This window comes from Arcicella rosea (assembly GCF_040543805.1).
In the GTDB taxonomy this organism is placed as follows: Bacteria; Bacteroidota; Bacteroidia; order Cytophagales; family Spirosomataceae; genus Arcicella; species Arcicella rosea.
This window is the reverse complement of the sequence record NZ_JBEUMS010000012.1, coordinates 13,427-38,529: the sequence shown is the minus strand read 5'-3', so window position 1 is coordinate 38,529 and position 25,103 is coordinate 13,427. Positions and strand designations below refer to the sequence as shown.

The 25,103-nt window shown below is 33.8% G+C and carries 17 protein-coding genes; 7 read left to right on the top strand and 10 right to left on the bottom strand.

Features of this window, described 5'->3' with window-relative positions; genetic code table 11:
- Positions 1–38: 38 nt before the first annotated feature.
- Positions 39–860: an aminotransferase class IV gene (locus ABID42_RS15610; protein ID WP_367284454.1), complete on the top strand. Its 822-nt coding sequence runs from the start codon at positions 39–41 to the stop codon at positions 858–860.
- Positions 861–902: 42 nt separating this feature from the next.
- On the opposite strand, the gene ABID42_RS15605 is transcribed toward ABID42_RS15610, so the two are convergent.
- Positions 903–1,715 (bottom strand): tRNA threonylcarbamoyladenosine dehydratase, encoded by an 813-nt coding sequence (locus ABID42_RS15605; RefSeq protein ID WP_323256263.1) that lies wholly within the window; start codon positions 1,713–1,715, stop codon positions 903–905.
- 266 nt (positions 1,716–1,981) lie between these two features.
- On the opposite strand from ABID42_RS15605, the gene ABID42_RS15600 reads away from it, so the two are divergent.
- From ABID42_RS15600 to tamL, 4 genes are all read left to right on the top strand, one after another.
- Complete coding sequence (locus ABID42_RS15600) at positions 1,982–3,814, top strand: alpha-amylase family glycosyl hydrolase (RefSeq protein WP_367284453.1); 1,833 nt, start codon at positions 1,982–1,984, stop codon at positions 3,812–3,814.
- 219 nt (positions 3,815–4,033) lie between these two features.
- Complete coding sequence (locus ABID42_RS15595; RefSeq protein WP_367284452.1) at positions 4,034–4,759, top strand: hypothetical protein; 726 nt, start codon at positions 4,034–4,036, stop codon at positions 4,757–4,759.
- A gap of 163 nt (positions 4,760–4,922) precedes the next feature.
- Positions 4,923–9,857: a translocation/assembly module TamB domain-containing protein gene (locus ABID42_RS15590; protein ID WP_367284451.1), complete on the top strand. Its 4,935-nt coding sequence runs from the start codon at positions 4,923–4,925 to the stop codon at positions 9,855–9,857.
- A 23-nt stretch (positions 9,858–9,880) separates the two neighbouring features.
- A complete protein-coding gene (tamL, locus tag ABID42_RS15585) occupies positions 9,881–12,259 on the top strand; it encodes a translocation and assembly module lipoprotein TamL (protein WP_367284450.1) in 2,379 nt (792 codons plus the stop codon).
- Between the two features lie 56 nt (positions 12,260–12,315).
- On the opposite strand, the gene ABID42_RS15580 is transcribed toward tamL, so the two are convergent.
- From ABID42_RS15580 to ABID42_RS15565, 4 genes are all read right to left on the bottom strand, one after another.
- The gene (locus ABID42_RS15580) at positions 12,316–12,927 is read right to left on the bottom strand and encodes a hypothetical protein (RefSeq protein WP_367284449.1); all 612 of its coding nucleotides are present in this window, start codon (positions 12,925–12,927) and stop codon (positions 12,316–12,318) included.
- A 566-nt stretch (positions 12,928–13,493) separates the two neighbouring features.
- Positions 13,494–13,934, bottom strand: coding sequence for a hypothetical protein (locus tag ABID42_RS15575; protein WP_367284448.1), 441 nt, complete (start codon positions 13,932–13,934; stop codon positions 13,494–13,496).
- 389 nt (positions 13,935–14,323) lie between these two features.
- Positions 14,324–15,496, bottom strand: coding sequence for an AI-2E family transporter (locus tag ABID42_RS15570; protein ID WP_367284447.1), 1,173 nt, complete (start codon positions 15,494–15,496; stop codon positions 14,324–14,326).
- A gap of 261 nt (positions 15,497–15,757) precedes the next feature.
- Positions 15,758–15,934, bottom strand: a complete 177-nt coding sequence (locus ABID42_RS15565; RefSeq protein WP_367284446.1) for a DUF5670 family protein — start codon at positions 15,932–15,934, stop codon at positions 15,758–15,760.
- 220 nt (positions 15,935–16,154) lie between these two features.
- Between ABID42_RS15565 and ABID42_RS15560 the strand changes: the two genes are divergently transcribed.
- Positions 16,155–17,102, top strand: coding sequence for a YihY/virulence factor BrkB family protein (locus ABID42_RS15560; protein ID WP_367284445.1), 948 nt, complete (start codon positions 16,155–16,157; stop codon positions 17,100–17,102).
- 4 nt (positions 17,103–17,106) lie between these two features.
- Complete coding sequence (locus ABID42_RS15555; RefSeq protein WP_367284444.1) at positions 17,107–17,952, top strand: TspO-related membrane protein; 846 nt, start codon at positions 17,107–17,109, stop codon at positions 17,950–17,952.
- Here the strand turns inward: ABID42_RS15555 and ABID42_RS15550 are convergent.
- The 5 genes from ABID42_RS15550 to rpoN form a co-directional block, all read right to left on the bottom strand.
- Positions 17,936–19,372, bottom strand: coding sequence for a hybrid sensor histidine kinase/response regulator (locus tag ABID42_RS15550; protein WP_367284443.1), 1,437 nt, complete (start codon positions 19,370–19,372; stop codon positions 17,936–17,938). The two genes, ABID42_RS15555 and ABID42_RS15550, sit on opposite strands and share 17 nt — an antisense overlap.
- Positions 19,373–19,384: 12 nt before the next feature.
- Positions 19,385–19,828 (bottom strand): response regulator, encoded by a 444-nt coding sequence (locus tag ABID42_RS15545; protein WP_323256285.1) that lies wholly within the window; start codon positions 19,826–19,828, stop codon positions 19,385–19,387.
- Between the two features lie 11 nt (positions 19,829–19,839).
- A complete protein-coding gene (locus tag ABID42_RS15540) occupies positions 19,840–21,858 on the bottom strand; it encodes an ATP-binding protein (RefSeq protein WP_367284442.1) in 2,019 nt (672 codons plus the stop codon).
- A 77-nt stretch (positions 21,859–21,935) separates the two neighbouring features.
- A complete protein-coding gene (locus tag ABID42_RS15535; protein ID WP_367284441.1) occupies positions 21,936–23,402 on the bottom strand; it encodes a sigma-54-dependent transcriptional regulator in 1,467 nt (488 codons plus the stop codon).
- 91 nt (positions 23,403–23,493) lie between these two features.
- Positions 23,494–24,951 carry an RNA polymerase factor sigma-54 gene (gene rpoN / locus ABID42_RS15530; RefSeq protein WP_323256291.1) on the bottom strand — a complete coding sequence of 486 codons (1,458 nt, stop codon included), beginning with the start codon at positions 24,949–24,951 and terminating at the stop codon, positions 23,494–23,496.
- Between the last annotated feature and the right edge of the window lie 152 nt (positions 24,952–25,103).

Genomic DNA, 25,103 nt, shown 5'->3' with positions numbered 1-25,103 from the left:
GATAATTATACATTTCGATTCTTTTGATTAGCCACAAAATGAAAGAGTATATTTTTTTAAACGGACAAATTATTCCAGCCGAGAACGCTAATATCCATGTTAGTGACCTTGGTTTATTAAGAGGTTATGGCATTTTTGATTTTTTTCGTGCCATTGATGGAAAAGCTATTTTTATAGAAGACCATCTCGACCGTTTTGAGAATTCTGCCAATTTAATGGGTTTAAAAATTCCTGCTTCTCGTGATGAACTCAGGAATATCATTTTAGAAATCATTCGCTTACATCCACAACATTTATTAGGCGTGAAAATGGTAATGACGGGCGGTTACTCTGCTGATGGTTATACTCCTGCGGAAAAATCTAATTTAATCGTTATGGGAAAACCATTTGAATTCAAACCTGCTGATGTGGGAATGAAACTGATGAGTGTTGAGTACCGAAGAGAAATCCCAGAAATTAAAACTCTAAATTATATTACACCCATCAGGGCTTTAGCCAAAATGAAGGCATTTGGTGCTGATGATGTACTGTACCATCAAAATGGTTTCATTTCAGAATCTTCAAGAAGTAATATTTTTGTCATTAAAAACGAAAAGATTATTACTCCTGTAGATGGCGCATTGTTTGGAGTAACAAGAAAACACGTACTGAATATCGCTAAAAGGCATTTTGTAGTAGAGGAAAGAGACCTAAGTACACAAGAATATTACGATGCCGACGAAGTATTTACAACTGGAAGTACCAAAAGAATTGTTGCTATTACACAAACCGACAATACAGTATTTAGCGAAGGTAAAGTTGGGAAAATCACGAAGAAGCTTCAAGAGTTGTTCTTGGAACATGAAAAAAATTTTAGTTAAAAAAACGAGGCAATTGTCATAATAAACAATTGCCTCTCTTTTTTATTTAGCCGCTTTTCGTTTTTTCTCTAATTCTTGTTGCTTCTTTTCTCGACTTGCCAAAGCTTTTAATTTCTTTTCCATTTCTACTGGGAAACCTAATAAATCCCTTAAAACGACCGACGCACAAACGCCACCAAAAGCTGCTGGCATATAGGAAATCGTACCATAAGCAGATTTTTTGTAGTTTGAACCATCAGTCAACATCAACGATTCTTCCATCATTTTTTCAGTAGAATAAACCGCCTTGATACCCGAACGAATACCAAGTTTACGCAGTCGTTTTCTGACAAGTGAAGCCAAGTAACATTCACGAGTATCAAACAAATCTGCGGTACGGATTTTTGTTGGGTCAACCTTACCGCCCGCTCCCATCGAACTTACAATTCTAAGGTTTTTCTGATGTGCCGTTGTCAGTAACATTAATTTTGGAGTGATTGAATCAATACAGTCCATCACATAATCAAAATTATTATTGGTTAAAATCTCTTCAACCGCTTCTGGCGAAAGAAATTGACGAATACTTGTCAGCTTCAATTCAGGATTGATTGCCAACAAACGTTCTTCCATTAAATCTGCTTTGGGTTGTCCATGTGTGGTAGAAAGTGCGGGTAATTGTCTGTTTCTGTTAGAAGGATCAACCACGTCACCATCAACGATAGTCATGGTACCAACACCCGAACGAGCAATAAATTCAGCGGCAAAAGAGCCTACACCACCAAGCCCCACCACCAAAACGTGAGCATTCTGTAACTTCTGGATTCCTTCGTCTCCTATTAATAATTTGGTTCTTCCAAGCCAAGCTAAATCACTCATTTTTCAAAAATTATACTCATAAACTTCAATGTTATGAGTCGATAAAAGGGCTATTCTCCCCGATTTTACAAAATTACAGAACTATCATTAATTTTTTAAATCTACACTAGAATTGTAGAGAAAAAGCCACAACAAATTTCTTTTTGTAGAATTTGTAGCAAAAAAATTACGTCCGATTATGTTTTTATAACTGGCATATAAATTTAAGTTCTGAATGTACGATAATATTACTCACAACATTTCTCACAACTATTAACAAGAAAAGGATGAATAACAAGACGAACAATACAGTCAGTGACAAAATAAACGTTGATGGAATGGGTGCTATCATCCACGACAACGGAGTATTTTTTAGAGTTTGGGCACCAAATGCGCAAGAAGTAAGTGTTATTGGTTCGTTCAATGATTGGAATCCTAATGAAGCAATCCTTGAAAAAGAAGGAAATGGTTATTGGAGTACAAATGTTTTTGAAGCAAAAGCAGGAGATGAGTATAAATATTATCTAAAAACACCATCTGGGGAACTCAAACGAAATGACCCTTATTCACGCAAACTAACTAATTCCGCAGGGAATTCAATTGTATATGACCCCAATAATTTTGACTGGGAAGAAGATAATTTTCAGATGCCAACTTGGAATAAATTGGTTATCTATGAACTGCATGTGGGTACTTACCATGTAAAAAACAAAGGACAGGTTGGTGATTTCTACAGTCTTATCGAAAAGCTAGACTATTTAAAAGACCTTGGTATTAATGCCATAGAAGTAATGCCTCCTTTTGAATTCCCAGGTGATTTTTCTTGGGGTTACAATCCATCCTATCCATTTGCTATAGAATCAAGTTATGGTGGGCCAGATGCTTTTAAGGCTTTTATCAAAGCTGCACACGAGCATGGTATCGCTGTAATTCTGGATGTTGTTTACAATCATTTTGGACCGACAGATATGGATCTTTGGCAATTTGACGGCTGGCAAGAAAACGGAATGGGTGGTATTTATTTCTATAATGATTGGCGAGCGAACACTCCTTGGGGAGATACTCGCCCTGATTATGGCAGACCAGAAGTACGCCAATACATTCGTGATAATGCAATGATGTGGCTTGAAGAATTTAGAGTAGATGGACTAAGAATGGACATGACGCCCTACATTAGAAATGTAAAAGCCAATGAAGATTCAAGCTCTATTTTACAAGAAGGATTAAGTTTAATCAGATGGATTAATAGCGAAGTAGCTGAAAAATTCCCTTGGAAAATAATCATTGCAGAAGATTTACATGGATTAGATTCCATAACAGACCATCTAGGAAACGAATGTGGTTTGGGTTTTGGTAGCCAATGGGATGCTGATTTTGTTCATCCTATCCGTAAAGCTTTGATTGAGCAAGAAGACGAATATCGAAATATGGAAAGTATTTGTTTGGCACTTCTTAATAAATATTCTGGTGATACTTTTAAAAGAGTAATTTATACAGAATCGCATGATGAGGTAGCCAATGGCAAAGCAAGAGTAGCAGAAGAAATTGCTTCTGATAATGTGAACAATTGGTTTTCTAAAAAAAGAGCATCATTGGGTACTGCTTTAGTGATGACAACTGGAGGAATTCCGATGTTATTTCAAGGACAAGAATTATTGGAAGATAAATGGTTTTCGGATACTGACCCGATTGACTGGACTAAGGCTGAAAAGTTCAAAGCTTTTACTGGTTTACATAAAGATTTAATAAAACTTCGCCTTAATTATTACAATAATACCGAAGGCTTAACAGGGCAAAATACTCAAATTATCAGAGTAGATGAAACGCATAAAATCATTGCTTTTCAAAGATGGAGTAAAGGTGGACAAGGCGATAATACCGTCATTATCCTTAATTTTTCGAATAAATCTTATGAAGATTTGGCAATAGGTTTTCCACAAGCAGGACTTTGGAAACTAAGATTCAATAGCGATTGGGAAGGCTATGATAAAGACTTCGATAATTTTGATTCCCATCATATCAACACCCAAGCAGGCGAATATGATAACATGCAACATTATGCTACAATATCTATTGCAGCTTATACAGCATTGATATTTTCACAAGATAAAGACGAATAATTAGCGGTGGGCAGAGGGCATATATTCACAAGGAATGTTACGGCATTCCTTGTGTTGTTTTATAAAGAAAAAAATCTTTCCTCAAAATATAACTATTCCATTTATTTATGCGGTATTTATATTAAAATAATGAACACTTCTTTCTATAAACAATATCAGTGAGTATTTTAGAGTTCCATAGACAAACAGTATTAAAACCTTAAATTTCAAATATATCTCATGAAAAAATTAAGTATCATTACCTTGATGATGAGTTTGTTCGTTATCAATGCTTTTGCACAATCGCCTGATACGATTTTCAATAAATATTACCAAAGTACTGGCGGATTGCCACTTTGGAAAAAAGTAAAAACTTATACGTTGAAACAGTCGTTCGTAGCCAATGCTGCAACAGATTATGATATGGAAGTGAAGGCTTCATTAACGGATAAATCTATGCTAAAGACCAAAACTATCATGAAACGTAGTTTTATTTATGGCGTAGGTACAGCAGATGCTTTCTTGAAAATTCCGACGGGAAGCCGTGATAAAGCCATCGTTTATGATGTGAAAGATTTGAGTGCTAAAGAACAAAGTAATATGAAAAGAGAAGTAGATGATTTCCTTTTACCTTTTCTGAATTACGAGCAAAAAGGCTACATTGCTACTTATGTTGGTTTAGAAGTTATCGGGGCACAAAGATTACATCATATTGAATTAAAAGGGAAAGACATCAAACACGATTTGTATTTCGATAACATCACGAATTTCTTAACGAAAGCAAAATACAAATTACCAAGTGGAGAAGAAATCACACAAGACTATAACGTTTATACAACTTCTGATTTTGGTTTAAAATACCCTTCAGCAGGTACTTATTATAGTAGTATTGATAAAAAAACGGTTAAATTGACGAATGTTTTTATTTTCAATCCAACTTTTGAAACAACAACTTTCAAACGTTAATATGCTTAGGTTTAATATCAATCCAATCGAAAGGTAGGATTGATATTTTTTTGTAATAAAGAATAGTCTATCAAAATAAAATATACCTATTACCTTTTCTTTTGTAATTGACATTAAAGGCTGACATACTTTAATGAGCTTTAAACCACATGAAAAAGACTAAATGAAACAGTTTGTAAAAATAGCAGGCATCATTTTTCTAAGTTTAGTACTTATTCTGATAAGTCTAATCTTTTATTTCAGAACGCCCGCTGGTGAATTATACCTAACCGAAAAAGTAGTTTTCTATCTTCAAAAGAAACTCAACAAACCATTTTCAATTAAAAGAATAAGCTACAACATTCCAGATTGGATTGCTTTGGAAGGCGTTTATTTGCCCGATAATCAGAATGATACATTGCTTTACGGAAACAAAATGCGTTTGGATATTGATATGTTGGCTTTATTACAAAACAAGGTAAGTATCAATAAAATAGAGTTAGATAATATCAATCTTAATTTAAAACGTACACTTCCAGATACTACTTTCAATTTCAACTACATCTTAAAAGCATTTGAGAGTCCTGATAAAAGTACCGACACAACTAAAGGCACTCCTCTCAATTATCAGCTATCTAATATTCTTCTTAAACAAGTTAACATCGCTTATCTCGATGATGTCACTGGCGTAGATGCAAAAGTCAGCCTAGCAAATGCTCAAACTTCTTTCAAAGACATTGACCCAAGTACTTCAAAATATCACTTAGACAAAGTATCATTAAATGGCGGAAACTTATCTCTTCGCATTTATGAAGCGTTGACAAAAACATCTGAAAGTACTGTAAAATCAGACAGCTTGGACTTAGCTTTTGGAGAATTTGATGCTAAAAATATTCAATGGAAAATCACTGAAGAAAGTGCGGGGTTGGTCAATACCGTAAAATTGGGTTCATTAAATGTAAAAGGCGACAAACTTTACTTAGCAGGCGAACAAGTACATTTAAAATCGGTAAATCTTTACAATACCGACGCAAAAGTAAGTTTCTTGAAAAAAGTAAAGAAAGAAAAAGTAAAGGTTAAAACAGAAACATCGTCACCAAATAACTGGAAAGTATTGGTCGATAAAATAATTTTAGATGGTAATAACATTCAGTATCAAGACCAAAACCAAGTTGCTTTAAAAAAAGGATTAGATTACAATAATTTAAAAATCAATAATTTAAAAGTAAATTTAGAACGTTTTCGTTTTTCTCCCGACAATATTTCTGGTTGGTTGTATTCAAGTTCATTCAAAGAAAAATCTGGTTTTGAATTACAAAAATTCCAGACAGATTTTGCCTATACCAATCGTCAGACGTTTTTGAAGAAACTCTATGTAAAAACGCCCAACACGATTTTAAGAGATGAATTATCGTTGAGTTACACATCTTTTGAGCAATTCAGTAAAAATATTGGTGCTTCAAAAATCAAACTTAATCTCAAAAATAGTCAGATTGCTTTCAAAGATATTTTATTGTTAATGCCAGATTTTGCTCAAATGCCTCCTTTTAAAGGCAATGAAAAAGTTTTACTGAAAGTTGATGGACTAGCAACGGGAACAGTCAATAATTTAAATGTTAGCAAGTTTTCATTAACTGGGTTCGGACAAACTAAAGCCAATTTACAAGGAGTAATTACTGGTTTGCCAGACGCCAATAAAATGGCTTTAAAACTGAATATCAAAGAGGTTTCTCTTACTAAAAATGATATTTTAAAACTAGCACCAGCCAATAGTATTCCTAGTAATATAGAGTTGCCACAAAAAGTAAATTTAGTAGGAACAATCAATGGAAAAATCCAAAACTTAGCCATTAATGCCAAAGTAAAAACCGATATGGGCGGTGCTTCTTTTAACGGAAAACTGGTCAATATTACTGCCGATAAAAATCAGCAATATGAAGGTGTAATGAGTTTGGATGCTTTTGAAATGGGCAAATTCATTAAACAAACAGGAAATGTAGGCAAGCTAACGCTCAATGCAAAAGTAAAAGGGAAAGGTTTAGACTTAAAAACGATGAATACTGCTATTGAAGGCACTATTCAGCAAGCGGAAGTAAAAGGATATAATTATAAAAATTTAGTATTTCAGACTAATATCGCTAATCAAATCGCACAAATCGATGCGCATATTACTGATCCAAACATTTCATTAAAAATCGACACAAAAGTTGATTTATCTCAAAATTTTCCAGGCGTAAAAGGGAATATTGAAATTGCTGAATTAAATCTAAAACCACTAGGATTTTATGCCGATAACATTGGAATTCATGGAGATATTGATGTAGATATGCCATCAACTGACCCAAACAATCCAAATGGAAAAATAACAATTCACGAGGCAACAATCTATCAAGACGGTAAGCCCATTAAACTTGAAAACACAACGCTGACTGCCCAAAATACGAAAGATGGCAGAAGGTTTGATATTCAATCGCCATTCTTGATAGCCAATATCAAAGGTGATTTTAATTATTTACAACTATCTGATATTTTCATCAGCAATATCAATCGCTATTTTACAATTCCTGATATTACTTTCACACCAATTACCGAGCCTTACAAACTTTCTATTGAGGCAAAAATGGTAAAACATCCAGTTTTCAAGGCTTTTTTACCCGGTCTTACCAAACTTGATACTGTTCGCTTTTCGGCTTTACTGAATAGTCAGACTGATACGCTGATGAAAATGTCTATATTTTCGCCCAATCTGGAATATGATACCATCAAAGTTTCCAATGTAAAAGTAAACCTGAGTGCAAATGCTGAAAAGTTGACTTATCAAGCCGGACTTTCGGGTGTTGAAATGAATAGCTTTAGAATCCGAAAGACATTTTTAAATGGAAGTGTAGCTAATAATACGGCAACTTTTAAAGCTATTTTTAAAGATTCTATCGACCAAAACAGAAATGAAGTAGCAGGTTTAGTTCAGAATTTTGACAATCAATATAGAGTCCGATTAGTTAAAGGCGGTTTAAAATTAAATTATAAAAATTGGGAAGTTGATTCAACGGGTTTTGTGCAATATGGAAAAGCGGGTTTACTCGTCAATCATTTCCAAATGGAGCAACAAAAACAGCGTTTGTTCGTCAACAGTACTTCTACAGAGGCCAATGGACCCATTAATATTACAGCCGAAAATTTCAGAATTGAGAACTTTGTTACACTTTTCGTGACAGATTCATTGATGGCTAGTGGTAAAATTGACGGACAAATTTTACTGAGTAATTACATGGCGTCGCCATCTTTTACTGGCGATGTAAAGGTGACAGATTTTACTTTTCAACAAAGTCCAATAGGGAACTTAGACGTAAATGTATTTAACGAAACTGCTGAAAAAATTACCGCAAAAGTTACTTTATTAAGTGCTAAAAACGACTTACAACTCACTGGAAATTATTACCTCAATAGCGAAAACCCACTCGATTTTAAATTATCCATCAATAAACTTGGTGCAGAAACAGTACAGGCTTTCAGTTTTGGGCAATTGAAACAAGCCAAAGGTATTTTACAAGGGCAAGCCACCATCAAAGGCTCAAGTACTCAACCACAAATTCTTGGAGATTTAGGTTTTAGCAATGTTGGCTTCAACATTACGCAATTGGGTAGCCGTTATTTGATTGACAAACAAAAACTGTTTTTTGAAGGAAAAACAATTCAACTCAAACAGTTTACACTCAGTGATACCTTAAATCAACCATTGAAAATTGATGGAAATATTTCGCTGGCAAATATTCCAGAAGTTAGATATGATTTAACGATTAATACCAAAAACTTCATGGTGTTGAATTCTAGCCGAAAAGACAATGATTTTTTCTACGGAAAAGGCTTTGTTGACGCTAGTTTATCGGTTCAGGGAATTTCGGCGGCAGCTAAAATTGAAGGCGATATTAAAGTACGTGAAAATAGTAATATTTCTATCATCGTTCCCGAAAGCTTCGACGAACAAAGCGAAAGTGACGGAGTTGTGGTTTTTGTCAACCATAAAAACGAAGCACTCGTCAAGGAAGATTCTACGACAAAAGTATCACTCATGAACGATTTCGTTTCGGAAATGTCATTGAATATTGAAGCTGACGATAAATCTGAATTTACCATTGTGGTTGATGAATTGAATGGCGACAATCTTAAAGTAAAAGGAAATGCCAGACTAAACGCTGGATTAAGTGCTGATGGACAACCATTTATTTTAGGTTCTTACGATTTAACAGAAGGCAGTTATGGCTTAACCTTTGAAGTATTAAAGCGACAATTTTCTATCGAAAAAGGCAGTAATATTATTTGGTCTGGCGACCCAATGAATGCAGAAGTAAACATTACGGCTGTTTATAATACCGAAACTGCTCCGCTAGATTTGATGTCAAACGAAACGGATGATGACACTCGTTTCAGACAAAAAATTCAATTTGATGTTTTATTAACGATGGCTGGACGATTGACAAAACCAGATATTTCCTTCAAAATTCGTCCTTCAAAAACACAAAAATTAGTCAGCAGTTCAGTGATTACGGATGTACAAAACCGCTTGAACAAGCTAGACGCTAACGAAGTAAACAAACAAGTATTTGCTTTGCTGATTTTGAATAGATTTTTCTCAGAAAAATCTTCCGACTTTTTCTCTAGCAGCGGCGGTGCAAATCCAGAAGCTTTGGCACGACAAAGTGTGAGTAAATTACTTTCCGACCAATTAGACATGTTGGCTTCCGACCTAATCAAAGGTGTTGATTTAGACGTGAATTTATCATCAACACAAGATTTTTTCAATGGAAAATCAAGTGCTAGAACAGATTTAAGTTTGGGTTTGTCGAAAGCTTTCTTCAATGATAAAATTGAAATTAAAGTAGGTAGAAACTTTGAATTAGAAAACAAAACGAGCATCACGAGGAACTCAGCAGAAGTATTTGATAACATTACTGTCAACTACAAACTAACAAATGATGGCCGTTATCTTTTCAAAGCATTCAGAAAAAATCAGTTCCAGTCTGTTTTAGATGGTTTTGTGGTTGAAACAGGCGTAGGTTTCACCGTGACAATAGAATATGGGACTTTCAAAGAAATTTTCAAAAAGCCAAAAAGTAAATAGCTTTTCTCCAGCAAGAAATCAACATGAATAATCAAACATTTACATATTCTTCAACATTCGGGAAAAAGTTGTCTTTACAAAAGATACTGTCTCTCCTATTTTTATGCACAGCATTGTTCATTTCTGGCTGTTCGGTTACTAAAAAATTACCCGCTGGCGAAAGCCTTTACGTTGGCGCAAATATTAAAATGCAAGCCGACTCAGCTGTCAATAAAAAAGAAATTGCTACCGTAAAAACACAGCTTGAAGCTTTTGTAAAGCCCAAGCCGAATTCTGCAATTTTAGGTTTTCCTTACAAAGTTTGGTTTTATTACCTTTTCGGTGAGCCAAAAAGTGAATCAGGATTTAAAAGTTTTTTCAGAAAAAGATTTGGCGAACCGCCAGTATTGGCAAGTAAAAGTGTAATTGGCGCCAATGCCAAACAAATTGGTTTATTACTGAATAATCAAGGATATTTCCGTTCTTCAGCTTCTGGAGTACTGACTGAAAAAAAACGAAAAGCGACGGCAAATTACACCATCAATTTACATGAAAGATACATTATTGATACCATTAAATTTTCCACTAAAGATACTTCTGCTTTCGGAAAAGCCTTTGTAGCTGCACAAGCAAGGTCTTTAATCAAAAAAGGAACACCTTACCAATTCGACCTCATTAGTGCTGAACGAGAAAGAATTGACAATTTGCTAAAAAGAAGAGGTTTCTATTATTTCAGACCCGATTTTATCATCATCAAGGCAGATTCTTCATTGGCTAATCATAAAGTAAATCTTAGTTTTGAGGTTAAACCTTCGACCTCGCAGGTTGCTAAAAAAATGTACTTTATCAGAGATGTACACGTTTTAGCTGATTATGGCGAAAGTGCAGTAAACGATAGTATTAAAGACTTAGAAAGTAATTATAAAGGCATCAAAATATTCGATAGAACAGGTTCATTCCGACCTAAAATTTTTGCAGATGCGATTGGTTTTCGTCGTGGAGGAAAATATGGAAGTGCTATTCAAGACGTATCCTTGTCGAGATTAATCAACTTAAATGGAAATTTCAAATTTGTTAAAAATACTTTTGAATTAGTGCCTCGTTCAGATTCAGCACTGCTAGATGTATTTTATTTCTTGACACCTTTAAAAGCAAAATCTGTTGTAGCCGACTTAAACGCAACAACAAAATCAAATAATTACACGGGTTCAAACATTAGTATTTCGTGGCTCAACAAAAATGCTTTTAAAGGAGCAGAATTATTAAAAATTACGGCAAATGCAGGTTTGGAATTCCAAGTTGGTGGAGCAAGCAGTACACTTGGGGCTTTGAATACGACTCGTTTTTCAATAGAAAGTAATCTTTCATTGCCAAGATTTACCATCCCATTTGTAACGATCAATCCAGCTAAAAACCAAGCTTTACCTAAAACAAATATTAATATTGGCTACGAGCAGCTCAAAAGAGGTGGTTTGTACAACCTTACTTCGCTCAGAACGTCTTTGACTTATGCTTGGAAACAAAATGCTTCCATTGAACATTCTGTAACACCACTTTTAGTCAATTTAGTAAAAGCTTCTAATTTTAGTGAAGATTTTGCACTAGAGTATTTCCGAAACCCGATTTTGTATGAAGAGATTTTGGATAATAAAATTATCATGAGTACGGCTTATACATTCTCGTATATGCCACAAAACAAAGCCAGTAGCCGACACAACTTTTCATTCACTGGCGGTGTTGAAGTAGCAGGAAATTTAGCGAGTTTATTGGCAAAATTAGGTTCAAACAATGATGCTTCTGTTTCTACTGTTTTTGGAGTTACTTATCCACAATATGCAAGATTTGATGCTGATTTTAGATACGGTTATCGTTTAACACAAAACCTTCGTTTGGCAAATCGTTTCTTGGTAGGTTATGGTTTACCTTACGGAAATTCTTATTTTTTGCCAACAGTTAAACAATATGTAGCAGGCGGGAATAACAGTATTCGTGCCTTTCCAGCAAGAACCATCGGACCGGGAAGTTATTTGAGAACAGGCTCATTGTTAGAACAAACCATTGGTGGACAATCTGGTGATATTAAATTGGAATTTAATAGCGAATTAAGAGCAAAGTTTAATCAATACATTCATGGAGCTATTTTTGTGGATGCAGGAAACGTTTGGATGCAAAAAGATGAAGATATTTATGGTGCTGACGCTGTTTTTACAAAAGACTTTTACAAGCAAGTAGCCATCGGTACTGGAATTGGTTTACGATTTGACTTTAGTTATTTAGTACTCCGTTTTGATTTAGCAACGCCCGTCAGAAAACCATATTTACCTGAAAATGAACGATGGGTTTTAAAAGATTTCAATTTGGGAAATCCTGAATGGCGAAAAGAAAATCTGGTTTTAAATATTGCCATTGGTTATCCTTTTTAAACAAAAAGCCTCTTCAAATAATCTTGAAGAGGCTTTTGCTTAAATATTAATTACTCTTAATGTATTTTATAAGAAAGCCCGAACGATAAATTTGTTCCTCGTTTACCAACAAGTCCTACATTTAAGTTAGCAAAAGCACCTAAATTCTTAAATAAGAAAAGTCTTCCACCAGCTTGTGCATAAAATGCTGTTCCAGAACCGTCTAAGATTTTACCGTACATTCCACCGACGTAAGGGTCAAACTTACTTGGCTTTTGGTTATCTTCTCCAGAGAAGTGATAGTTCAAACCTACTCCCAAGAAACCGTCTTCATATATTCCATTTTTGCCATACCAAGTTCTGGCTTCTAAACCAATGTTTCTTGCCAAGCCAAATTCGCCCGCTAATAAAACAGGGAGTACATTATCTTTGTACATAATACCACCTTCTACCACTAATAAGCCTCTGTAAAATACAGGTTGAACCTTGGCATCTGCCGAAGTAACTACTTCTCCAGACTTTTCTGTTGCTACTTTATTTACATTTTGCTTCGCTCCTTTCACGACGGTATCTATTTCTACTACAACCGTTCGCTTAATAGTATCTGATTTTTGAGCATTGGTTGATAAAGCAATTAATACTAACGATAGTATTAATAAGTGTGCTTTTACAGCTAGTAAGTTTTTCATAAATCTTAATTTTTAGAAATTGTTTATAAAATACTACATAAATTATTCCACGACTAAACTATGTATTTTAGGGTAATTTTGTCCCTATTTCGGGGTAATTTAAGTATTTAAAATGAATGTTTTGGAAAGCAAGATTAAAATTTTTCACTATAAAACAAAAAAGGAATAGCTTATAGAAGCTGTTCCTTTAACCAAAAACCCTAACTGCTTAATTAGTATTGTTATCTATAAAGATTCTCTTAAAAAATGCCAACTCAACGCTACAACCCTATCTATTTTGGCAAATTCAGTAATGTTTTTTGGTAAAAAGGCAAAGGGAGGATTCTCCCTATCCTTTATCGAATACCTAACCATTACTAAATTAATAATCTTTGAAGTAGTCAAAACTAAGTTTTAAAGAAACAGGGAAATCCATTCAACTTCCCTGTTTAACTATGCTATAACCACTTTTAACTTATTCATACTGATTAGATTAAAAATATGGGAGTAGAGTACCACTCCCCATTTATCACAATCTAACCACTATGAAAAAGACTAATATTTTTTCGTGAAAAGGATTAAATAAACTATTGAATCTTCTCTTGAATTTTATCAATTTGCTTATTCAAATCTTTTTTAAAGTCCTTCCAATCACGTTTTTTCTCACTTTTCAAATCATTTAATGCTTTATCTAATTCATCCAAAGAATTCTGTAATTCTTTCTTTTTGGAAGCCAATCTGGCTTTTTCTTGAATTGTAGCATTTTTTATTTCTTCATCAGCTTCTTTCAGCTTTTTGTTGATTTCGTCTTTTTTATCATCAATTTTGCTTACCAAGGCTTCTTTTTCTAATAGAATACTCTGGCTAGCCTCTTCAGCTCCATCTTTCAAATCATCCACTACGCTGTCGGCTTTAGATTCAACAAGGTCTTGAGCATCTTGTGTTTTTTCGGCTATATCTTTTTTCTCATTTCTAGAACAAGAGAAAAAGGTCGAAACGACAATAAAAGCAATTATTAAATTCTTCATTCTTTTATGATTTAATTTGAAACAAAAAAAATATACCAATTTAAAAAAAATTGAGCCTTCAAAAAAAGCGGGCAAGCAATGCCTCATTTTTATGATTTATGGGGAATTGTGTAGAAAATTATACACAACCATCTGTTTTCATATAGAAAAATGGCTCTCTATACACTAAATCAACAAGGAAAATGATAATACCACTGTTGATAGATTTCTGTATTTGTTTAATATCATAAAAAATACATACCATAAAGCTGAATGAAACTTATGAGGTTAAAGCACCACAATTCGGGGGAAATTTATCACCTATCGTATCATATTGGGTAAAAAAAATAGCGAGTATCAAAATGATACTCGCCATGATAAAGCCTTTAAAATATGCTAATGAATGTCTTTTACTCTGATTTCTTTTTTCTCCCTTTTACTAATGATTTTACATCTTCAGTAGTTTCTGTAATGGTTTCAACCAATTCTGGCACAAATTCCAACATTCTCTTTTTCTTTTCTTTCATGATTCTATTATGGTCTGGTTCGCCCAATAAAAAGCCAAATGGTTTCAAATCTGGCACAGAGTCGAATATTACTTTTAAAATAGCAACTGTTGGTAAAGAAAGCGCCATACCAGCAATTCCCCACAACGCCGAACCAAGTAACAAAGCAATAATTGCAACCAAACCATTGATACTTATTTTAGAACCAACCACTTGAGGTGTAATAAAATTTCCTTCTAAAAACTGAACAAAAATAAAAACGCCTGCTACCCCTACTGCATACATCGGTGAGTCTTTGGTAATTAAAGCCATAATAATTGGTAAAATTGAACCTATCAAAATACCCACAAAAGGAATAATCAATAAAGCCGCTGCCAAAAAACCAAAGAAAATGGCATAATCTATCCCAAGTGCTAGTAAGCCCAAAGTATTTAAACTTCCCACGATGATGGTTACAGTAATAAGCCCTTTTAAATAACTATGCACTACTTCATAGATTTTTGTCAGTACAGTATCAATGGAATATTTACTTGTATTTTTAAAAACTCTGTAAAAAAACAATTTGAAGAAATCTCGATAATACAACAGGAAAAACATGTAAATCGGTATCAATGAAAGATTCCCAATCATGTTGCCCGTCATTGAAAGTGCAGAAGTAAAAACTGAACCACCGCTGCTTAAAATACCTGTTCCATACTGGCGCAATTTAGCATTCTGTGTTTTTCGTCCAACATGAAAATGTTCTTCCGTCCAACGTTGACCTTGTAAAAACAAATGTTCAAATCGTTTTTCTAATTGTGGAAACATTTCGCTAAAGCTTGCTATTTGGGTAGATGCCAGCCAAATTACTCCCACGGTTATCATTAAGAAAAATAATAATGAAATAGTAATCGATAAAGTACGCCCTAAGCCAATTTTTTCCAAAAAATTAGATAATGGGAATAAAGCCATCGAAAGAATGACAGCTACAAAAAAAGGCACTAAAATATCTTGCAAAACCATCATCCAATACACCAGAATAGTGACAGAAATGAGTGAGAAAGCAAATTTTATAATAAAGGGAAATCGTTGAGCCATCGGAATAGAGTTTATATTTTGTAATAGCAATTAACTTTTTGTGCAAGAATTATAACTGTAATTTAAAACATTTATCATTCTCAATAAAAAAGGGCTGTATTAATTTACATCCCTTTAGCCTACTTATCATCTGGCATGATTACCAAACAAAGAAAAAAAGAAATTTTAAGACCATAATCCTTAATAATACTTGCATTGACTGAAAACGAAAGTACTTACCAAAAATCAATATTCTCAGCACTTTATTAAAAATTAGAATAATTACATTTCATGCTTGATAATTGAAATTAAAATTACAATTACAGCAAATACTAAAAAAAGATGAATCAATCCTTTAATTCCTAATACAAAAACGCTAACAGCCCAGCTCAATACTAATAAAAGGGCAATCTTATAAAAAACATTTTTCACTACTAATACTTTACAAAAATTATACATATAAAAATTACTTGTTGATTTTCAATTACTTGAAACGATAAAAAATACAATAAGTAACATTTTACTAACAATAATTTTGCCTAAATTTCCATACCAGAAATAAAAATCTAACATTTAAAACCTCAACATTAAAAATTGTAGAGCATTTTCTACAGTTTAACAAAAAAAGGACTGGTATTATAATATTACGCAATACAATAACATCAAAATAATACAAATAATGAAATACTCCTTCAAAGAAAAAATCGAAGAATTATTTAGTTTTACAGGAGAAGTTTTTCGAGAATTTTCAAATGACAATGCTACAAAGCTAAGCGCTTCTTTATCATACTACACGATATTTTCGCTTGCACCAATGCTATTGATAGTAATTTCCGTAGCAAGTATTTTTTTAGGGAAAGAAGCCATAGAAGGCGAGCTTTTTGGGCAAATCAACAACTTGATTGGTAACGAAGCTGCCAAACAGGTACAGGAATTAATTAAAAATGCAGAGCAGTCTAAAAAATCTGGCGTGGCTGCTATCATTGGTTTTGTTACACTCTTAATAGGTGCAACTGGTGTTTTTGCCGAAATTCAAGATTCCATCAATTTCATCTGGTCATTAAAAGCAAAACCAAAAAATAGCTGGGTAAAGTACTTAATCAATCGTTTCCTCTCTTTTTCGCTGATTTTGGCATTGGGCTTTCTTTTATTAATTTCTTTAACAATTAATGCACTATTGAGTTTATTCGATAAGCAATTGCAAATGTATTTTGAAAGTAGCTTTACAGTATTCGTTTTTATGTTGGTAAATACGTTGGTTATCTGGGCAATTATTACCCTATTGTTTGGGGTCATCATCAAAGTACTTCCAGATGGTAAAATTTCATGGAAAGACACCCTCGTGGGTGCAGGTATTACCTCATTATTATTCATGATTGGGAAGTTTTTGATAGGTGTATATCTTGGACAGTCAACTGTTAGCACAGCTTTCGGTGCGGCTGGTTCGATTGTTTTAATCCTTTTGTGGGTGTATTATTCCTCTATCATTTTATACTTCGGCGCAGAATTTACTAAAGTATATACACTGAGATACGGTACTCCTATTCAACCCAATAGCAATGCTGTTTTTATTTTAAAACAAGAACTTGAAGTAAAAAAACAGTCCACAGTTCAACAAAAAGCATAATTTTATGGAAACTAACACGATTAATCCTATTAAAATAAAAGCATTACAAGTACTGAATTTTGTATTCTTTATTGTAATGGTAATAATGAATGGTTTGGCAAATGGCTTACCATTGAATGGTAAAACGACTGGACAATTATCGAATCAATACCCTAATTTATTCGTTCCAGCTGGTATTACTTTTTCTATTTGGGGAATTATTTACTTTCTTTTGTTGCTCTTTTGTATTGAGCAGTCAAAATCTCTTTTCCAAAAGAAACCCGATACTACTTTAGGGCTTGTTGTGAATGGAGTTGGTTATTGGTTTATCGTTAATGCCGTTTTGAATTCACTTTGGATTTTGGCTTGGCATTTTGAGTTCATGATTGCGTCGATGCTTATCATGATTGGAATTTTAATATCATTAGTTAAAATAAATCTTCATATAAAAACTACTCAGGTGTATCTTAGTGGCTATACAAAGATTATTCTGAAAGCTGCTTTCGGAATGTACTTGGGCTGGATTTGTATTGCGACAATCGCCAATGCAACAGCTTTTCTGGTTCATTTTGGCTGGACTGACGGTTATATACTTGGACAGTCTTGGGCAAGTATCATGATTTTAGCGGGTAGTTTTATTACCTTTTTGCTCGTAATTGATTTAAGAAACGGCTACATAGGGCTAGCCGTTATTTGGGCATTATTAGGTATTCTTTTAGCTCGTTATCAAGCAGAAGTATTTTATAAATACATTGTTTTTAGTGCTATTTTAGGAATCGTCATTGTAGTTATTAGTACAATTATGGCTTCAACTATTTTAATGTTTACTTCCAAGAAAAAACTGCCCGAAGACACTACGATACCAGAGTGAAAGTGATAATGAATTTTGTGCCTTTTCCCAATTCAGATTCAACCTCCACCCTAGCTTTGTGAGATTGAATAATATTCAATGTTGCGGCTAAACCTAAGCCAATACCATTGTTTTTTGAAGTAAAATAAGGTTCAAAAAGGCGTTCAATATGTTCTTGGCTAATTCCTACTCCATTGTCTTCGATGGTAACGATGGCAAATTTATTCCTTTGCGTAGCTTGAATTTTCAGAATGCCTTCTCCTTCTTTCATTGCCTCCACAGCATTGATAATAATATTTAATAGCGCAATCTGAATTTTTGCTTTGTCAACATCAATCCAAATATCAGAAGGATAATTACTGATTAATTTAATATTTTTCAGGTTGATTCTATCTATTGCTTGTTCAATGGTACTTTCTAGAATTTCCTGTAAAGTATATCGACTAAAAGTTACTTCTGAAGGTCTGGAAGTATTCAATAATTCGGTTATTAAATCATTGATTCGTTGGCTATTTCTTCTGATTATATCAATAAAAAACTTGGCGTCTTCATCTTCAAAATCAACTTCCATTTGCTCTATTGATAGATTTATGTTCGTCAAAGGATTACGAACTTCGTGTGCCAAAGTACGAACCAAACGCCCAGTAGCTGCCATTTTTTGAAAAAGTAAAGAATCTCGCTCTTCTTTTTTTCTAGCAGTAATATCATGAATAATACCTAAATAATAAGGATTTCCATCACTATCTAATTGGCGATTGCAGTGAATTGAACATTGTTTTTTTTCACCAAATTTAGTTTCCAAAAGTACTTCAAAATCACTGATTTCACCTTCAGCTTCCAATTGATTGATGAATTGACGGCGGTCGGCAGCACGAACAAAAACGGAGTAACTTTTTAACTGATAGAGTTCTTCTTCGGTATAACCAAAGAGTTCGGCAGTAGAGGGTGTGAAGTAATTGAATGTACCATCTAAACGAGCAGTAAAGATGGCTTCTTTGGTTTGGTCAAAAATATTTCTGTATTTTCGCTCACTTTCACGAAGGGTAGAAAGTGTACTGGCACGTTCGAGAGAATAACGAATACAACGTTCTAACTTTTCGGAATCTAATTCACTTTTTACCAAATAATCAAAAGCACCGAGTGTCATGGCTTCAACATCAATGCGTTGATCGCCTTTACCAGTCAACAAAATCACTGGCGATTTTAAGCCATGTTCAATGCCTACTTTGAGTAAATCAATACCCGTTTTAGAACCCAATAAAAAATCAAAAAAACATAAATCATATTGCTTTTTTTTGATTTTTTCGATGGCATTATCAAATGAAAATGCCCAATCTATATCAAATTTTTGATTTTCAATATCTTTGAGATAATCACTTGTAAGCAAGAAATCATCCTCGTCGTCATCAACCAATAATAATTTAATAGTACTATCTTTCATGATTTATTTTTATCAATCTGGTAACTGAACAATTTCAAACCAATATTGTCCGATTGTGCGAATTACTTCTATAAAACGGGTAAAAGTAACAGGTTTTGATATAAAACAATTTACACCTAAATCATAGCTTTTTATAATATCAACATCCGACTTTGAAGTAGTAAGCACAATGATAGGGATTTTGCACAAATCAGGGTCCGATTTTATGATTTTAAGCGCTTCTCTCCCATCCACTTTAGGCATATTCAAATCCAATAGGATAAGATCTGGGCGTGGAAATTCGCTTGAGTTATTGAATTTACCGTTTTGTCGAAGATAATCTATCAAATCCACTCCATCTTCAACAAATTTAATTTGATTGATAATATGATTCTCTTCTAATGCCTCCTGAGTCATCATTCTATCGTCAGGATCATCATCAGCGACGAGAATTACGATACTTTTTTTTTGATTCATAGTTTTACTGTTTATGCCTGGCGTATTGGCAAATACATAATGAACGTTGCACCTGCTCCTAGTTCACTTTCAGCATAGATAATTCCTTGATGGTTCTCAACAATTTTTTTACAAATTGCCAAACCTAATCCTGTTCCTTCAAATTCTGACCTGCCATGTAATCGTTGAAAGATTACAAATATTCGTTCGGCATATTCTGGCTCAAAGCCAATGCCACTGTCTTTAACTGTAATTTTATAATAACGCTTATTTTTATAATCTAAGCCCAATTTACTTAGTTCTGCTTTTGTGGCTTCCTTGGCATCGACCCAAATATTGGGTGAATGATTAGCCTTTACAAACTTCAGGGCATTGCTAATTAAATTTTGAAATAATTGTTGCATTTTCGGCGCAGAAGCTTCCAGTGTCGGCATTGTTCCTACATGAATTTGTGCATTCGTTTCTCCTACTTTGAGTTCTAAATCGCTCAAAACATTTTCAAGAGTTTTATTCAAATCTACTTGTTCAAAAGCGACTAATTTTCTTGATAAACGAGAGTACGAGAGTAGATTTTCCATCAATACTTCCATTCTATTGGCAGAATCAATCATTCTTGTCAAATAAAAACTAGCATCATCGTCTAGTTGTTGTTTGTATTTTTGATTAAGCCTATCACCGAAAGCCGTTATTTTTCGCAGAGGTTCTTTCAAATCGTGCGAAGCCACATAGGCAAATTGCTCTAATTCTTGATTGGAGTGATTGAGTTCTTCTAACTTTCGTTCTAATTCCTTTTCATAAGCTTTCAGTTCTGTTACTTCAACTGTATTTCCTATAAACTTCAATACTTTTCCTGCTTCGTCTGAACTTACCCAACCTTTCGTTTGAACGTATTTTTCAACGCCGTCTAAATCAACAATTTTATGTTCAAAAGCATAAGGTTGTTTTTGTTCTGCTGCTTCTTGAATTACTTTTTTAACATTGGCAATATCATCATCATGTACTCTGGCATAATAAAATTCAATATTAATTTTTACAGGTAGCCTAGAAATATCACTTCCAGAGTACAATTTTTTCAAACCATCCGACCATTGTATTTCATCTTTATTAACATCCCATTCAAAACTTCCGTAACTCATCAAAGCTTCTGCTTCTTTGAATAAATCTTTGTTTTTCTTGAGTTCTTCATAAGCTACAGACAATTCTTCAACCTTGGTTTCTAATTCTCCTTTGATTTGCTTGATTTCAGTAATGTCTTGCGAAGTACCAATTACTCGCATTACTTCACCTTTGTCATCCAAAAAGCACCTTCCTCTTACTGCAATTTGTTTTCTATTTCCTTTTAAATCTATGATTTCATGTTCGTACTCATAAATAGTTTTTTTCTCTTTTATGGCATTCAACGACAGCTCTCGTACTCGTTGTACGTCTTCTTCAGGAATATGCTTTTGATAAGTACCATAAGGCATCTGAGAACTTTCATAAGCCGCTTGATCGTATCCGAATATTTCAAATAACCCATTCGACCAGATTACGTAATCATTATTAACCTTCCATTCCCAGCTTCCATAATTAAATAAACGCTCTGTTTCATTCGATTGATTTTGAACTTGCTTCGTTTTTTCGAGCAATTCATTTTCAATCGTAATATCATCCGCCAAAACCAATAACATACTTGGATGGTTCGAAACGTCTTTTTTAATTAAAGTACACTTATTATTAATCGTGATGTTTTTGCCTGATTTACTAACAATTTTCAGGATAAAGCTTTCACTTGCATTAATGGCTACGTCTTCAAAAGTTTTTTGTAAATATTGAAACAGATGTTCGGAAGAACTGAAATTTTCGATTGGAAAAACTGAAAGGTCGGTCGTTAATAATTCTTCTGGTGAATAGTTAGCAACAATTTCAGTTTTGGCATTGAGGTAAACGGCTTTTTTATCTGTTAAATTTAACAGATAAACGAAACTAGGTATGGCTTCCAGAAAGCCATTCAAAAAATCAGACTGATTATCAGTGTTAAATACTTCAAAAAAATGATTAGGCACGTCCATTAATTTCTATTATTAAAGAAACTACTTGTGTAATTTCAGAAAACTTGAGCAAGGAAATAATCCAACTTTGCAGCAGCTTACAATTCAAAAACTTTCATTTTATTGTAAAGTGTTTTCCTGTCTATTCCAAGAATTCTGGCGGCTTTACTTTTATTGAAATTTACTTCTTTTAGTACTTTCAAAATCATATCATATTCAGCTTCAATCGCTGCCGACTTCAAGGAAGGTTTAGAGACAACTTCATTCGAAGCATTACTTTCTGAAACATTATGAACAACTTCTACAACTGGCACTGAAACTGTAACTGGCGGAGTTGAGGTTTCAGTAAAGAGTAATTTTGCGTAATTAGAAATTTCGAAAGGCAATGTTTTTGATTCAATCCATTCTCCGTCGGTTAATAAAGTGGCTCTTTTAATGACATTTCGCATTTCACGAAGATTACCATACCATGCGTAATTCATAAAATTATCAATAACATCATTCGAAAAACCTTTTACTTTTTTACCAAGCTCTTCGTTGGTTTGATCCAAGAAAAACTTAGCGAAAGTCATAATATCAGCTTTACGTTCACGAAGTGGCGGAACATCAATACTGAATTCATTAAAACGGTGATATAAATCTTCTCTGAATTTACCTTTTTTAGAAGCCTCAATCAATTTTTCATTAGAGGCAACCAAAATTCTAACATCTAAAGGAATTTCTTTTGTCCCTCCAATTCGTTTCATTTTTCTTTCTTGAACAACTCTCAATAAAAGTACTTGTACTTCATAAGGAAGGTTAGCAACTTCATCCAAAAAAATCGTTCCACCATTTGCCATTTCAAAGTGTCCGATTTTCTGGTTTAATGCTCCTGTGAACGAACCTTTTTCGTGTCCAAACAATTCTGAACCAGCTAAATCTTTAGAAATAGCACCACAGTCCATCGCCACAAAAGGCTGATTCGCTCTTTTGCTATGTAAATGAATTTCTTGTGCAATGGCTTCTTTTCCAGAACCACTTTCGCCATAAATCAGTACACTATAATTGGTTGGCGCAACAAGTTCAATCTGACGAATCAAGAATTTTGATTCTGCTCCATCGCCAAAAATATAATTGGCAGGTTTCGAGCTTTTCTTTTTTTGATGTGAAGTCGTTATACCATCATGTTCTTCACCCAAATCTTGCATACTTCCTTTTTCAGTTTCTACACTTTCTAAGGCTTTTTTGATGGTCAGTAAAATTTCGTCTGGAAAAAGTGGCTTTGTGATATAATCATAAGCACCCATTTTCATGACATTCACTGCAATTTTTATGTCTGAATAACCCGTAATAATCAATACAGGCACAAAAGGAAATTTTTCTTTAATTTTCAGAAGTATAGTACCGCCATCGGTATCGCCCAATCTGAAATCAGTCATGATTAAATCAGGTCTGAATTCTTGAAGCAAAGCCAAGCCAGTACTGCCATCATGAGCGATAGCAACTTCGTAATTGTTTTTGGTCAAAAAACGACGAAGAAGTAAACATATATCTGTATCGTCGTCGATTACTAAAATCCGTTGCATAGTTTTATTATTAAAGGAAAGAGACAATTATGAAATTACCACAAACCGTATTTCCATGAATCAACTTCGTTATTAATTACTCTTCAGCGTTTTATAATTGTCGTCTGAGTTGTGCTGAAGAAATATTCAAATTTTCTCTGTATTTAGCTACTGTTCTTCTGGCGATATGATAGCCTTGTTGAGCCAGCAGTTCCATCAATTGAAAATCATTGAATGGACTTTTTTTGTTTTCATTAGCAATTAAATTGGCGATAGCTTGCTGAATTTCACGATTTGAAACCTCGCCGCCAGAATCCATCTTAATTCCTTCTGAAAATAAATCTTTTAAATTGATAATCCCAAAAGGTGTCTGTGCATACTTCCCACTCGTTACTCTTGAAATCGTTGAAATATCCATATTAATTTGGCTCGCCACATCTTTCAAAATCATCGGTTTCAAACTACTGACATCACCATTTTTGAAAAATTCTTTCTGAAAAAAAACAATGGCTTGCATCGTTTTCAACATCGTCATTTCTCTTTGCTGAATGGCTTCGATTAGCCAATTAGCCGTATTAATTTTACTGTTAACATATTGATTAGCAGCTTTATCTTTACTTGAAGCAATTGAACTAGCAAAATCTTGGTTAATTTTCAAAGATGGAATTCTGCTATTATTCAAAGCAATATCTATTTGCGTATCGCCATACATATTGGTTTCATAAGTAATGATATAGTCTGGAATGATATTATCCTTAATGGCAATAGACGACGTTTCTCCATCAATTACTGGCTTGGCATTCAATGCACTGATTTGGGCAAGAGCCATTTTTAATTCATCCGAACTTACTTCTCTTAAACGCATAATTTTTTCATAATTACGCACCGCAAGTTCATCCATATTAAAAGCCACAATATCAATTGCCAAAGAGACTTCTAAGCCTTTTTCTTTTTTATGCTGAAGTTGTCTCATCAAACATTCCTGTAAATCAGCCGAACCGATTCCAACAGGTTCCATCAATCTGAGTACCTTCAATAACTTTTCTACCTCATCAATATCTACATAAACACCATTGGCAAAAGAAAAATCATCTGCAATGTTTTCTGCTGAATAGGTTAAAAAACCTTCATCGGTCAATGAGTCAATGATATAATCAATTAAAACACTTTGTTTTTCATTCAAAGGCAAAAAATGTACTTGACTTTTCAGCTCACTTCGCCAATCAGTATTTTGTGCAAGAGGCAAACTGTAGAGTTCGTCGTCTTCACTATGGTTATTTACTTTGGTTTTATAATCAGGAATATCATCATGAGCATACTCATCCCAATCGGCATAATCATTATCAGGCTGAGTAAGTGTTGGGAATTCATCTGAATCGCCATCAGCTTCAAAATCATCGGATGAATCGTCAGAAGTTGTAGCACCTTCCTCCAATAATGGATTCTCTTCTAATTCGTTTTTGATACGCTCTTCTAACTCAAGCGTTGATAATTGCAAAAAATTAAGCATTTGTATTTGCAAAGGCGTAATTTTGAAAGTCTGACGCTGGCTCTGTGATAAATTCATCATGTTGACATAGTTTTAGGAGACTACTACCTAATTTCAATTAATGAGCCGTAATTTTGTTTTTGATTTATTTTTTTCAGAAAATCAAAAACAAAATAAACAAACACCTGAAAATCAATTACTTATATAGCAAATATTTTATAGCAAAATTATAT

Bases quoted from the DNA above. Each gene is read 5' to 3' on its own strand.
- ABID42_RS15610 (WP_367284454.1), top strand. From the start codon at position 39: ATGAAAGAGTATATTTTTTTAAACGGACAAATTATTCCAGCCGAGAAC.
- ABID42_RS15605 (WP_323256263.1), bottom strand. From the start codon at position 1,715: ATGAGTGATTTAGCTTGGCTTGGAAGAACCAAATTATTAATAGGAGAC.
- ABID42_RS15600 (WP_367284453.1), top strand. From the start codon at position 1,982: ATGAATAACAAGACGAACAATACAGTCAGTGACAAAATAAACGTTGAT.
- ABID42_RS15595 (WP_367284452.1), top strand. From the start codon at position 4,034: ATGAAAAAATTAAGTATCATTACCTTGATGATGAGTTTGTTCGTTATC.
- ABID42_RS15590 (WP_367284451.1), top strand. From the start codon at position 4,923: ATGAAACAGTTTGTAAAAATAGCAGGCATCATTTTTCTAAGTTTAGTA.
- tamL (WP_367284450.1), top strand. From the start codon at position 9,881: ATGAATAATCAAACATTTACATATTCTTCAACATTCGGGAAAAAGTTG.
- ABID42_RS15580 (WP_367284449.1), bottom strand. From the start codon at position 12,927: ATGAAAAACTTACTAGCTGTAAAAGCACACTTATTAATACTATCGTTA.
- ABID42_RS15575 (WP_367284448.1), bottom strand. From the start codon at position 13,934: ATGAAGAATTTAATAATTGCTTTTATTGTCGTTTCGACCTTTTTCTCT.
- ABID42_RS15570 (WP_367284447.1), bottom strand. From the start codon at position 15,496: ATGGCTCAACGATTTCCCTTTATTATAAAATTTGCTTTCTCACTCATT.
- ABID42_RS15565 (WP_367284446.1), bottom strand. From the start codon at position 15,934: ATGTATAATTTTTGTAAAGTATTAGTAGTGAAAAATGTTTTTTATAAG.
- ABID42_RS15560 (WP_367284445.1), top strand. From the start codon at position 16,155: ATGAAATACTCCTTCAAAGAAAAAATCGAAGAATTATTTAGTTTTACA.
- ABID42_RS15555 (WP_367284444.1), top strand. From the start codon at position 17,107: ATGGAAACTAACACGATTAATCCTATTAAAATAAAAGCATTACAAGTA.
- ABID42_RS15550 (WP_367284443.1), bottom strand. From the start codon at position 19,372: ATGAAAGATAGTACTATTAAATTATTATTGGTTGATGACGACGAGGAT.
- ABID42_RS15545 (WP_323256285.1), bottom strand. From the start codon at position 19,828: ATGAATCAAAAAAAAAGTATCGTAATTCTCGTCGCTGATGATGATCCT.
- ABID42_RS15540 (WP_367284442.1), bottom strand. From the start codon at position 21,858: ATGGACGTGCCTAATCATTTTTTTGAAGTATTTAACACTGATAATCAG.
- ABID42_RS15535 (WP_367284441.1), bottom strand. From the start codon at position 23,402: ATGCAACGGATTTTAGTAATCGACGACGATACAGATATATGTTTACTT.
- rpoN (WP_323256291.1), bottom strand. From the start codon at position 24,951: ATGATGAATTTATCACAGAGCCAGCGTCAGACTTTCAAAATTACGCCT.